The 12291-nt window shown below is 64.9% G+C and carries 10 protein-coding genes; 9 read left to right on the forward strand and 1 reads right to left on the reverse strand.

Features of this window, described 5'->3' with window-relative positions; all coding sequences use genetic code 11:
* Positions 1-860: 860 nt before the first annotated feature.
* The 8 genes from I8J34_RS04100 to I8J34_RS04135 all read left to right on the forward strand — a co-directional run bounded on the left by I8J34_RS04100 (position 861) and on the right by I8J34_RS04135 (position 10392).
* Positions 861-1424 (forward strand): hypothetical protein, encoded by a 564-nt coding sequence (locus tag I8J34_RS04100; protein WP_214360099.1) that lies wholly within the window; start codon positions 861-863, stop codon positions 1422-1424.
* 194 nt (positions 1425-1618) lie between these two features.
* Complete coding sequence (locus tag I8J34_RS04105; RefSeq protein WP_214360100.1) at positions 1619-1834, forward strand: hypothetical protein; 216 nt, start codon at positions 1619-1621, stop codon at positions 1832-1834.
* A gap of 243 nt (positions 1835-2077) precedes the next feature.
* Positions 2078-2323, forward strand: coding sequence for a type II toxin-antitoxin system Phd/YefM family antitoxin (locus I8J34_RS04110; protein WP_214360101.1), 246 nt, complete (start codon positions 2078-2080; stop codon positions 2321-2323).
* Entirely contained in the window at positions 2320-2709 is a 390-nt protein-coding gene (locus tag I8J34_RS04115) for a type II toxin-antitoxin system VapC family toxin (protein WP_230411698.1), read from the forward strand. Before I8J34_RS04110 ends, I8J34_RS04115 begins: the two co-directional genes overlap by 4 nt.
* A gap of 9 nt (positions 2710-2718) precedes the next feature.
* The gene (gene mobH, locus I8J34_RS04120; protein ID WP_214360102.1) at positions 2719-4830 is read left to right on the forward strand and encodes a MobH family relaxase; all 2112 of its coding nucleotides are present in this window, start codon (positions 2719-2721) and stop codon (positions 4828-4830) included.
* A gap of 647 nt (positions 4831-5477) precedes the next feature.
* Positions 5478-7085, forward strand: coding sequence for an NADH-ubiquinone oxidoreductase-F iron-sulfur binding region domain-containing protein (locus I8J34_RS04125; RefSeq protein ID WP_230411699.1), 1608 nt, complete (start codon positions 5478-5480; stop codon positions 7083-7085).
* On the forward strand, positions 7078-9849 hold the full coding sequence (gene fdhF / locus I8J34_RS04130) for a formate dehydrogenase subunit alpha (RefSeq protein WP_214360103.1): 2772 nt from the start codon (positions 7078-7080) through the stop codon (positions 9847-9849). Before I8J34_RS04125 ends, fdhF begins: the two co-directional genes overlap by 8 nt.
* A gap of 15 nt (positions 9850-9864) precedes the next feature.
* Entirely contained in the window at positions 9865-10392 is a 528-nt protein-coding gene (locus I8J34_RS04135; RefSeq protein WP_214360104.1) for an O-acetyl-ADP-ribose deacetylase, read from the forward strand.
* 4 nt (positions 10393-10396) lie between these two features.
* On the opposite strand, the gene I8J34_RS04140 is transcribed toward I8J34_RS04135, so the two are convergent.
* Positions 10397-10756, reverse strand: coding sequence for a hypothetical protein (locus I8J34_RS04140; RefSeq protein WP_214360105.1), 360 nt, complete (start codon positions 10754-10756; stop codon positions 10397-10399).
* A gap of 220 nt (positions 10757-10976) precedes the next feature.
* Between I8J34_RS04140 and I8J34_RS04145 the strand changes: the two genes are divergently transcribed.
* Positions 10977-12248: an O-acetylhomoserine aminocarboxypropyltransferase/cysteine synthase family protein gene (locus I8J34_RS04145; RefSeq protein ID WP_214360106.1), complete on the forward strand. Its 1272-nt coding sequence runs from the start codon at positions 10977-10979 to the stop codon at positions 12246-12248.
* Positions 12249-12291 lie beyond the last annotated feature (43 nt).

Raw genomic sequence — 12291 nt, forward strand, 5'->3', positions numbered from 1 at the left:
GGACGGCACACCAGGCGCCGGCCAGTCACAGGACAAAGCGTGACGATGTCATTCGCGATTGAGAAGAGGATCTCGTCGATGCACCTTCATCGACGAACTTCTATTGACATGCCGGACAAAACGTGGGTTATGCAAATGGCGTCAAAATGGGGCGCGCCGTGGGCGGCACGCCGCAATACCGGCTACAGGCCCCACCCGAAAGGGCGCAAGCCACTAAAAAACAGTGGCATGCGAAGGATTTACCGGAACGGGAAAGGATGCTGTAAGGGCAAACTGGCAAGGATTGGCGCAGGGCGCTAGCAAAGGAGTTGCGCGCCGTCAATAGAAGTTGGTCGATGAAGGTGCATCGACCAACTTCTATTTCGTCATGAAAATCGGTGTGGTAAGGTGTTCGGCTTTGTGACGGCGCGTGCGCACTAGAACGAACGGCCAGTGCAGAAATATGACATTGGCGATAATGGCACATCTGACAGTGCGATTGCGGCACGAGCCGTTTGCTAAGGTAATACGCATGCGCCATTCGCGCACCCGGAAAATCAGCGAGGTGCGCTGCGCCACGGCCGCGACGCAAAGCCGCCAGTGACTACCCGAGAGGGGCAAAAAATGTCTTTGGCATCGATTCGCGAAGTGTGCGACCCGTTTTATGCTGTAGGGGTTGCCAGGAATGCCGTTTGGTGCGGTTTGCGCGGCGTGTTCGCGATTTCGGGCATGCGACCGGCTGTCCCCGAATAGGAAAAAGTGTTAAATCACGAAAATAGTTCGCACTGCCGCAAGCGCCTTGCCGTCGGATCCAGGCCACCGCATGCCCTTGCTATTGGCGCCGACCGGCAAGACTTGAGGCTCTGTATGCGGCCAGTACAATGGCGCACCACCCTCGCTGTGAGCCAAGCTTCGTGACCGACGACGCCAATTACATCCCCCGCCCGCCGCCATATACCGCCACCCATTGGGGCATGCGCGTCGCCTTCCAGAACATCGTCCCCAAGACGTTCGCGGCCATGGGCGCGCCCGAGTGGGCGCCGGTACTCGAGGCGTGGTGGGATCGCTACGACGGGCTCGAGGTGTACCTGGGATCGCTTGGCGACCACCGTGTGATGGGCTCGCAGCGGCTGCGCGAGCTGGCCGAAGAGGGCCCTGTCACCGCCGAGCGGCTCGCCGAGGCGCTCGTCGATCTGCGCCACACGCACTACACCGCGCGCCGCTACGAGGACGCCGATTACACCTGGAATCCGCTCAACTGCTGTTTCGCCGACTTCGCCCAGGGCGTGCGCGAGCAGGGCAAGCTCAGCCTCACTGGCGCACACCTGGTGTATGTGAGGGAGCTCGATCGGCCACACCCGTCGCGCGACATTCTCGAATCCTGGCTGATGGCGCGCCTTGTGCGCGCGCAGCTGGATGCGCGCGGTGAGGAAGGGGAGGGGTAGGGACGGTGGCGCCCGGCGTCATGACACGGTAATGTCGACGGAGATGTTCGCCTCACTTCGAGGCTGAATGATGCCGGTCAGCTCCTGCAACCGGCACGGCCCTAGGGCCCGGAGTCTGCTTCATCAACCCACCCACGCGGGGATCGTCCCCGCCTGGGGCCGCTCTCCGTCTCGATCGACGAGGAGTCTTATGAATGCAACTGTTTCAACAAATCAATGACAAACAGCGTGAGGGAGTTGCGAAAGTCTGCGACAACTTCGCCACTATCTGCGGCGCCACTCTCGTAGCTGGAGGGTTCGTCGACCATAAGCTTGCTGTCTGGCAAGCGTTGGCTCTAGTATTGAGTCTGATCGTCTTCTTGGCTGCGGCGTTGCAGCTGCGGAAAGACGAAGGAGGTACTGATGACTAACGCCGTGATTGCTCTAGCTATTCTTGCCGTTCTCGCATACGGTTTCGCATGGTACGTCAGCAACCACCGGGACGACCACCACACGCCGAAGGGCAAAAAGTAAGCCCTGCGGCACTGTTCGATACAGGCCCCCCGATGCGCAAGCTCGGGGGGTTTGCTTTTTGGCGGTGTCGCACTGCGCGGTTGCGCAAGCCCGGTGGCGCTCATAGACTAGACTTACTGAACCCATATTTGGGGGCGCGCATGCACACGTACAACATCCACGACGCCAAGACCCATCTATCGCGCCTGGTGGAGCAGGCCGCGAAAGGTGAGCCCTTCGTCATTGCCAAGGCCGGCAAGCCGATGGTCAAGGTGATCGCCATCGATGCGCCCGAACCCGCACAGATGCGACGCATCGGTTTCATGGCGGGCCAGATCGAGGTGCCGGACGATTTCGACCGCATGAGTGAGGAGCCGATCCGGCAGCAGTTCGAGGGCGAAGCGTGAAGCTGCTGCTGCACACTCACGTGCTGCTGTGGGCTGCCGGCGGCAGTGATCGTCTGCCGACGGCGGCCCGCCTGCTGATCGCTGAGCCGCAGAACGTCTTGCTGTTCAGTGCTGCCAGCCTGTGGGAGGTGGCAATCAAGAGCGCGCTGGGCCGGGCTGATTTCCGTGTCGATGCGCGGCAGCTGCGTCGTGGTCTGCTCGACAACGGCTATCTTGAGCTGCCGGTGCTCAGCGAGCACGCGTTGGCGATCGACGCCTTGCCGCCGATCCACAAGGATCCCTTCGACCGCTTGCTGCTCGCCCAGGCGAGCGTCGCCGGGGTGGCACTGCTGACCAGCGATACGACCGTGGCGCAGTACGGCGGTCCGGCGCGGCTGGTTCAGTAGGCGATCGTCGTGTCAGCGTGGATCGCCTGGATCTGCTTCGCCACGGCCGGCGCGATCCTGACGCGCATCGGATGGAAGCACGTGCATGATCACGCCGGCCGCGCGGGGCGGGCACCGGTCGGTCCGCTCACAGCGGCCGTGCCGATCCGCCAGCGCCTGGGCGAGCTCGGCGGCGGCTGGTTGCGCGTGGCTTCGGCCCACGAGCTGGTCGAGGCCTGCGCGTTGGGGGCGGCGCTGCGACAGCTGCGCCGGGAGAGCAAGCTGTCGGGTGCAGTCTACGAGCGCGACATCGCCCCGGCGATCGATGCCTACCTCGAGCTGGTGCAGCTGCTGCCGGCCAGCGAAGCGCACCACCACGCCCACGCCGGCGGCCTTGCCGCTCACACCATCGAGACCGTGCTGGGCGCGCTGCGCGCGCGCAACGGCCATCTGTTGCCGCCCGGCGGCAGCGCCGAGCAGATCGACCTGGCGCGCGACCACTGGACCTATGGGGTGCTGTTTGGCGCCCTGCTGCATGACATGGGCAAGATCGTCACCGACCTGCGCGTCGACATGATCGAGCGTCCCGGTGCCGAGCCACGGCGCTGGCTGCCGCTGTCCGGCACGCTCGCAGCGGCCGGGGCGGTGGCCTATCGGGTGGGGTTTGCGCCAAAGTCCGAACGCGACTATGGGGCGCACCGCAAGTTGCCCCTGGCCTTGCTCCAGCGCATCGTGCCGGCGACCGCGCTGGCCTTCCTCGGCCGGCAGCCGGAGGTGCTGCAGGCGCTTACCTCCTACCTGGGCGGCGAGGAGGGTGCCGACTCGGTGATTGCACGGATCGTGCGCCATGCCGACCAGGTCTCCGCAGCGAAGAACCTGCAGGACGGCTCACGGGTGCGTTTCCCGAGTGCGAGCGCGGTGCCGCTCATCGAGCGCATGGACGCGGCGCTGCGCGCACTGCTCGCGGACGGCGAGCTGCCCCTCAATCGAGACGGCGCGGCCGGCTGGGTGGCGGGTGACGAGGCGATCTACTTCGTCGCCAAGCGCCTGGCCGACGCGGTGCGCGAGCGCATCACGCAGGCGCAGACTGACGATGGCGACGGCGTGCCGACGCGCAACGACCGTCTGTTCGACAGCTGGCAGGACTACCGGGCGATCGAGCCGAACCCCGACACCGGGCAGGCGATCTGGCACATGGTGGTGATCGGGCAGGACTACCGCCACGAGTTGGCGATGCTCAAGTTTCCGCTGCGCTCGCTGTTCAACGATCCGACGCGCTATCCCGCGCCCTTCGACGGTACGCTCGAGCGGCGCCCAGGACGCGCGGGCGATGCGCCAGCAGCGGCCGAGGCGGCAGGGCCGGCGGCCGACGCCGGCAGCGCGGCGAAATCTGAAGCCGACGCACGCACGAGGGCGCACCCTGATCGCAAGACCGTGCCCGAGCCGAAGCCACGTGACACGGCGCGCAAGGCCGCGCCACCGCGCGACCGGAAAACCGATGCCGCCGCGCCACGGAGCGGCCAGGCGCCCGATGCTGTGCTGGCCATGATCACGGCCGATGCGTCAGCGATCGCCCCCGAGTGCGAGGCCAATGTTGCAGGAGAAGACTTCCTCGACGACGAGGACAGCGCCATGCGCACCGCCGAGTCCGATGCGCGCGTCGAAGGCCGGCGGCCGGTAGTGCCTCATGTGCCGGTGCTCGAGGACGCGAACGGGGAGCCGCATCCGCTCGCCGTGCGGTTTATGGAATGGCTGCAAGGGGGGCTGGCCAGCGGCGTGATGCACTTCAACGAACCGGGGGCAATGGTGCATTTCGTCGAGCAGGGCATGGCCTTGGTGTCACCGCGGATTTTTCGGGCATTCGCTGAAGAAGTCGGCGAGCCGGACGAGGCGCGTGGCGGACGCCGCACGGCGCCCGGTACGGTGGTACAGCGGCATGTGATTCGGGCTGGATGGCACCTTGTCACCGCCGGGAGCAACAACATCCAGCATTACGCCGTGATCAAGCGCGGCGGTGGCATTGCAGGCAAGCTGGCCGCTGTGGTAATGCTGTATCCGCAGCGCTGGGTCAATCCCGTACCGCCGCCCAACCCCAATCTCAAGCCCTTTGAGTTGGTGGAACACGAAAGGTCGGAACCATGAAGTGCAAGAGTCACTTTACGCGACAGATAATGACGATAGCATTGGCGATCATCTCCACAGATCGTCCTTCCTGTTGGCCATGCATGGTCGCGGGGAGGGTTTCGCCCGATGCATCGACCGGCTACTTGGGAACAAATCGAAGCGGCACTGCCGCCGGACGTCACACGTGCCGAGGTCGAGGCGTGGCTTGTGTTGGTGCCACGCATGGATCCGACAGAACCACGCGCGCCTTGGTACGTGCGTGCGTGGAGCGTACCCGGCAAAATCCAGGCGGCACGTTCTGGAGGATGGCTGCCGGCGGGCTTCGCCGAGGAGGTTGCTCGACGAACCTGGATGCACCGACGTCCGCCGCCAGCGTTGACAATCCTGTTTGAATGACGTATCAATGCAGCACGAGCAGGATCGGAACTGTAAGGGCGGGAGACAGACCGCTTTTTTTGGGATTCGGAAACCGCGATAATTTGTATTATGTCAACCAATACATCCACGGTTGCCGATTGCGCGGCACATCTGCATTATGGGAGCTGTCTCTTGTCCGTCTGCGGTGTTCTTGCACCGCCTGCACTGCCATGCCACTTCAGTCACCTCCTCTTGGAAGTCGGCGCCAGTCGGCATTCCTGAAAGGTCGTCAGCCGACGCCTTCCGCGATGGCTTCCGTACGGTCGATCCTCGGCCTGGAGACTTTCCAACGAGCGCATCTGCTTGAGTATCTTCATCGCCTCCAGGACGCGACCGGCGGTCTGGTTGCGGACGACTTGGTCGCGCTTGCGGCATTGATGGGCATCGCGCCTGTCGAGGTGGCGGAGGTTGCGAGTTTCTACCACCACTTCGACTGCGTCGAATCTCCCGACGACTTGCCGCCGGCGGTGACGGTTCGGGTGTGTGATTCGCTCGCTTGTGCGATGGCGGGCAGCGAGGCGCTGGCGACGGCACTGGATGCATTGGACTTGCCGAACGTTCGCATCCAACGTGTCTCGTGTATCGGCCAATGCGACGCAGCCCCGGCGGTGACCGTGGGGCAGCATGTCGTACAGCGCGCATCGTTGGAGAATGTCCAGACGGCGATCGGGGCTGGAGCCCTGAGCGCCACCGCGGCGACGGGCATCGACTACGCGGCCTATCGGGCCGATGGCGGCTATGAGTTGCTCAAGGCCTGCCATGACGACGACGCTACCGCGACACATGTGCTGACCCAGCTCGACGCCTCGGGCTTGCGTGGCTTGGGCGGAGCCGGTTTCCCGGCCGCGCGCAAGTGGCGCATCGTGGCCGGCGAACCGGCGCCCCGCTATCTCGTGGTCAATCTCGATGAAGGAGAGCCGGGCACATTCAAGGATCGCGAGGTGCTCGAACGGGATCCGCACCGGATGCTTGAAGGCGCATTGATCGCCGCGCAGTTGTGCGGTTGTGAGGCGATCTATATTTACCTGCGCGACGAGTACGCAGCCATCCGCCGGCAGATGCAGACGGCCATCGACGCCCTCCTCGCCGATCCCCCGGTGCCCGTGCCTCTCATCGAGCTGCGACGCGGTGCCGGCGCCTATGTTTGTGGCGAGGAGTCAGCGTTGATCGAGTCGCTCGAAGGCAAACGCGGCATGCCTCGTCTGCGCCCCCCGTATGTGGCCGAACGCGGTCTGTTTGGGCGTCCGACGCTGGAGCACAATGGCGAGACGCTGTTCTGGGTGCGCGAAATCGCCGAGCGTGGCGGCGCCTGGTTTGCGGACGAGGGGCGTCACGGGCGTAGCGGCCTGCGTCGCTATTCGGTGAGCGGACGGGTGGCAAAACCGGGTGTGTATCTCGCGCCGGCGGGTATTACGGTACGCGAGTTGATCGATGAGTACGCCGGCGGAATGGCCGAGGGGCACACCTTGTACGGCTATTTTCCCGGCGGCGCGTCGGGCGGCATGCTGCCGGCGCGTCTGGCCGATGTTCCGCTTGATTTCGACACGTTGCAGCCACATGGCTGCTTCATCGGCTCGGCAGCGGTGATCGTGTTTTCCACCGCGGATCGCGCCCGCGATCTGGCGCTCAACACCATGCGTTTTTTTGCGCACGAGTCCTGTGGGCGTTGCACGCCCTGCCGCGTCGGTACCGACAAGGCGGCTGGGCTGATGGCCAAGCCCGTTTGGGATGCCGAACTGCTCGAGGCGCTCGGCGAAGTCATGCGCGATGCGTCCATCTGCGGTCTTGGCCAAGCGGCGCCCAACGCAATGGCGTGCGCAATGCGCTATTTTCCCGAGGAGTTTGCCGATGGCTGACACTGCCCCGTCAACTCAAATCCGCTTTTCGATTGATGGCCGCGAGCTGGACGCCGCGCCAGGGCAAAGCATCCTGGAAGCCGCGCAGGCGATCGGGATCGAGATTCCGCATCTGTGCCACCAGCCAGGCCTGCGGCCGGACGGCAACTGTCGTGCCTGTGTGGTCGAAATCGAGGGCGAGCGGACGCTCGCACCCTCCTGTTGCCGGGCACCGGCACCCGGCATGGTGGTGCGCAGCACCAGCGAGCGCGCTCAGCGGGCTCAGAAGATGGTCCTCGAGTTGCTGAGCGCCGATTTGCCGGCACAGGCGCAAACCGCCGACAGCGAGTTCGCCCGCTGGCGCCGGCAGTTGGGCGTCGATGCTTCCCGTTTCGACGCACGGCCGCCCTGCCCTGACGACACCTCCCATCCGGCGATCACGGTTTCGCTGGACGCGTGCATCCAGTGCACCCGCTGTGTCCGCGCCTGCCGTGAAATCCAGGTGAACGACGTGATCGGCTACGCGCAGCGCGGCGCCGCCGCACACATCATTTTCGACCTCGGCGACCCGCTCGGCCGCAGCAGCTGTGTGGGCTGTGGCGAGTGTGTTCAGGCCTGTCCGACCGATGCGCTGCGTGTGGCCGCCGAGCCGGCGACGAGCGCGCCGACGACGCAGGTCGATTCGCTGTGCCCCTATTGCGGCGTGGGCTGCCAGCTGACCTACCATGTCCAGGGCGAGAAGATCGTGCGGGTCGAGGGGCGCGACGGGCCGGCCAATCACGCGCGTCTGTGCGTCAAGGGGCGCTTCGGCTTCGACTACATCCACCATCCCGAGCGCCTGACCCGCCCGCTGATCCGGCGCGAAGGCAAGCCGAAGTCGCTGGACGGCTTCGATCCCTCCCGGCCCCTCGATGTCTTCCGTGAAGCGAGCTGGGACGAAGCGCTGGCCCTGGCGGCCGATGGCTTGCGCCAAATCCGCGAAGCTCACGGCGGCCGCAGTCTGGCCGGCTTCGGCTCGGCCAAGGGCAGCAACGAGGAAGCATACGTGTTCCAGAAGCTGGTGCGCACCGGTTTCGGCAGCAACAATGTCGATCACTGCACGCGCCTGTGCCATGCCTCGTCGGTAGCGGCGCTGCTGGAAGGGGTAGGCTCGGGCGCAGTGTCGAATCCGGTGGCCGACGTGGCCGACGCCGATGTGATCCTGATCATCGGCGCCAATCCGTCGGCCAACCATCCAGTGGCCGCCAGCTTCATCAAGAACGCGGTCAAGGCGGGCAAGACGCTGATCATGATGGATCCCCGGCGCACCGACCTAGCCCGCCACGCCCGTTATTTTCTTCAGTTCCGCCCCGATTCCGACGTTGCCCTGCTCAACTGCCTGATCCACGTCATCATCGACGAGGGCCTGGTTGACCAGCATTTCGTCGAGCAGCGGACCGAAGATTTCGCCGCCCTGCGCGAGCAGGTGGCCGATTTTTCACCCGAGCGCATGGCGCCGGTGTGCGGCATCGACGCGGACACGCTGCGCACGGTGGCGCGGTGCTACGCCCGGGCGAATGCCGCAATGATCTTCTGGGGCATGGGCGTGTCGCAGCATGTGCATGGCACCGACAACGTCCGCTGTCTGATCGCGCTGGCGCTGATCACCGGGCAGATCGGTCGACCCGGCACCGGGCTGCACCCGCTGCGAGGCCAGAACAACGTCCAGGGCGCCTCCGACGCCGGGCTGATCCCGATGGTGCTGCCGGACTACCAGCGCGTGGACGATCCGGCGATACGTGCCCGTTTCGAAGCGGCCTGGGGCTGCGCGCTCGATCCGGTGCCGGGGCTGACCGTGGTCGAGATCATGGATGCGGCCTTGGCCGGGCAGATTCGCGGCATGCTCATCATGGGCGAAAACCCGGCCATGTCCGACCCCGACTTGAATCATGCACGCCAGGCGCTGGCGTCGCTGGAGCACTTGGTGGTGCAGGACATCTTCCTGACCGAAACGGCGGCGTTTGCCGACGTGGTGCTGCCCGCGTCGGCATTCCCCGAAAAGGACGGCAGCTTCACCAACACCGACCGTCGGGTGCAACTCGGCCGCGCGGCGTTGAAACCCCCGGGCGATGCGCGCCAGGATCTGTGGATCCTGCAACAGCTTGCCATGCGTATGGGTTGTCAATGGCCGTTCCAGGATACCGCCGGCGTGTTCGACGAGATGCGCCGCCTGATGCCTTCGATTGCCGGCATCGACTGGCAGCGGCTGCTGCGCGAGGAGTCGATCACCTACCCGTGCCACAGCGCCGACGACCCCGGCCAGCCGATCCTGTTTTCCGACGACTTTCCCACGTCCAACGGGCGGGCCCGGATCGTCCCGGCAGGCCTGGTGCCCGCGGCCGAACGGCCCGACACCGAGTACCCCCTGGTGCTGATCACCGGGCGCCTGCTCGAACATTGGCACACCGGCGCCATGACCCGCCGGGCAACGGTGCTCGATGCGCTCGAACCCGATCCGGTGGTGATGATGGCGCCGTCCGTGATGGCGGGTCTCGGTGTCGGACCCGGCGACATGGTCAGGCTGTACTCGCGGCGCGGCCAAGTCGAGGCGCAGGTGCGGGTCGACGCCGGAATGCGGGAGGGAGAGGTGTTCCTGCCCTTCTGCTATCGGGAAGCCGCTGCCAACCTGCTCACGCACGACGCGCTCGATCCGTGGGGCAAGATCCCCGAGTTCAAATATTGTGCGGTTCAGCTCGAAGCGCTGGCATCGTGTGCAGCCACAGAAGCCGCCGACCACGTGCGCTGAAGCGAGGCCCGGCGCATGGAAAAACAGGATCTATCCGTTTGGCAGGGAGACATCACCCGCTTGTCGGTGGATGTGATTGTCAATGCCGCCAACGAGAGTCTGCTCGGTGGCGGCGGTGTCGACGGCGCCATCCATCGGGCCGCAGGCCCCGAGTTGCTCACGCATTGCCGCCGCCTGGGCGGCTGCCCCACGGGTGAAGCCCGGCTCACTCCGGGCTTTCGCCTGCCCGCACGCTGGATCGTGCATACGGTCGGGCCGGTGTGGCGCGGTGGTGGTCACCAGGAGGCCGACTTGCTGGCCGCGTGCTACCGGAACAGTCTCGTCCTGGCCGATCAACAGGCGGCGAGCAGCATCGCCTTCCCGGCGATCAGTTGCGGCGTGTATGGTTTCCCGGCCGAGGCCGCGGCGCAGATCGCCGTTGCCGAATGCCGGCGTGCGCTCGAATCCCCCCTCAGCATCGAGCGGATCGTGCTGGTGGCGTTCGACGTAAAAATGGCGGCTGTTCTCACAGCCGCCATGCAGGCAACACCCCGCAACCCCTGAACCCTCAGGAGTCAAGCCGGTATTGTTCGGCGCAGTGCATCCGGCAGGCCTCAAGGCCCTTTTGTGGCCGGAACGAGACGCACTGGGTTTTCAGCGGAAAACTGGCGGAGATTTCGGCAGGATCCCCGTCTTCGTAGTGATCGATGTGTGCCAACTCAAGAAAATGCTCGGCCGACTGGCGGCTGTGGAAAATGGTCAGGCTGCCGTCGCTGGAGCACACCCAGCGGCCGTTGAGCGAAATGGCGTGGCAGGTGCAGTGATGCATGCATATCGGATGAATCCGGATGGTTGCTACCGCGGCTGACCACAGCGGCGCTGCTGCAACATCCAGCCACCCGGCCATGCGTTCGGCTGACGCAATCATGTTTTCTCCTCCGTCAATATGTTTTTCGTCCGACAGTTGGAGCAACCACCCGTTGGGCATCTGCCGGAATTGCGATTTTTGAACACCGCTTGAACTTCTTTTCTAGTCGTGATTTTTCGCACGGTCAAGGGCAAATCGACCAACTGCACCGGCCGCCGCCCGGACCGGGTGGCGCTTGGTATACTCCGCTCCTTTGACCGACAAGCAGAGGGGCGCATCGATGAAACTCGAGACACTGGCCGTCCACGGCGGCTATTCACCCGATCCGACGACCAACGCGGTGGCCGTCCCCATTTACCAGACCACCTCGTATGCCTTCAACGATACGCAGCATGGTGCCGACCTGTTTGACCTCAAGGTCGAAGGCAACATCTATACCCGCATCATGAACCCGACCCAGGCGGTGCTCGAAGCCCGGGTTGCCGCGATGGAAGGCGGCATTGCCGGTCTGGCGCTGGCCTCGGGCATGGCCGCCATCACCTACGCCATCCAGACCATTGCCGAGGCCGGTGACAACATCGTCTCCGCCTCGACGCTGTATGGCGGCACCTACAACCTGTTTGCCCACACCCTGCCGCAGATGGGCATCACGGTCCGCTTTGCCGACTACCGCACGCCGGAGCAGTTCGAGAGCCTGATCGACGAGCGCACCAAAGCGATCTTCTGCGAGTCGGTGGGCAACCCGCTGGGAAACATTACCGACTTCGAGCGATTGGTCGAGATCGCCCATCGCAAGGGCATTCCGGTCATCGTCGACAACACGGTGCCGACCCCCTATCTGTGCCGGCCGATCGAGCACGGCGCCGACATCGTGGTGCATTCGCTGACCAAGTACCTGGGCGGGCATGGCAATTCGATCGGCGGCATGATCGTCGATTCGGGCAAGTTCCCGTGGGCCGAGCACAAGGCGCGCTTCCGCCGCCTCAACGAACCCGATCCGTCCTATCACGGCGTGGTGTATACCGAGGCCCTCGGTGCCGCGGCCTTCATCGCCCGTGCCCGCGTCGTCCCCCTGCGCAACATGGGTGCGGCGATCAGCCCGTTCAACGCCTTCCTGATCCTGCAGGGTATCGAAACCGTGGCCCTGCGCATGGACCGCATCTGCGAGAACGCAGTGCGCGTCGCCGAGTTTCTGCAAGGCCATGACAAGGTCGAGTGGGTGAACTACGCGGGTCTGCGCAATCACAAGGATTTTGGTCTGGTCGAGAAATACATGGGCGGGCGTGCCTCGGGCATTCTGTCTTTCGGCGTCAAGGGCGGGCTGGCCGCCGGCGGTCGCTTCCAGGACGCGCTCAAGCTGGTGACGCGCCTGGTCAACATCGGCGATGCCAAGTCGCTGGCCTGCCATCCGGCCAGTACCACGCATCGCCAGTTGTCGCTGGCTGAACTGGAAAAGGCCGGCGTGTCGGAAGACATGGTGCGCCTGTCGATCGGCATCGAGCATATCGACGACATCCTCGCCGATCTCACCCAGGCGCTGGAGGCCGTTTAAGCGCCCTGCCCGGCACGCCACAGAAAAACCGGCCGAAGTGCCG

It is taken from the genome of Denitromonas iodatirespirans, assembly GCF_018524365.1.
GTDB classification, from domain to species: domain Bacteria; phylum Pseudomonadota; class Gammaproteobacteria; order Burkholderiales; family Rhodocyclaceae; genus Nitrogeniibacter; species Nitrogeniibacter iodatirespirans.

What these genes read in the sequence shown, in the direction of transcription:
- I8J34_RS04135 (WP_214360104.1), top strand. Translation starts at nt 9,865, where the DNA reads ATGGAAAAACAGGATCTATCCGTTTGGCAGGGAGACATCACCCGCTTG.
- I8J34_RS04110 (WP_214360101.1), top strand. Translation starts at nt 2,078, where the DNA reads ATGCACACGTACAACATCCACGACGCCAAGACCCATCTATCGCGCCTG.
- I8J34_RS04100 (WP_214360099.1), top strand. Translation starts at nt 861, where the DNA reads ATGGCGCACCACCCTCGCTGTGAGCCAAGCTTCGTGACCGACGACGCC.
- I8J34_RS04125 (WP_230411699.1), top strand. Translation starts at nt 5,478, where the DNA reads ATGGCTTCCGTACGGTCGATCCTCGGCCTGGAGACTTTCCAACGAGCG.
- fdhF (WP_214360103.1), top strand. Translation starts at nt 7,078, where the DNA reads ATGGCTGACACTGCCCCGTCAACTCAAATCCGCTTTTCGATTGATGGC.
- I8J34_RS04145 (WP_214360106.1), top strand. Translation starts at nt 10,977, where the DNA reads ATGAAACTCGAGACACTGGCCGTCCACGGCGGCTATTCACCCGATCCG.
- I8J34_RS04105 (WP_214360100.1), top strand. Translation starts at nt 1,619, where the DNA reads ATGCAACTGTTTCAACAAATCAATGACAAACAGCGTGAGGGAGTTGCG.
- I8J34_RS04140 (WP_214360105.1), bottom strand. Translation starts at nt 10,756, where the DNA reads ATGATTGCGTCAGCCGAACGCATGGCCGGGTGGCTGGATGTTGCAGCA.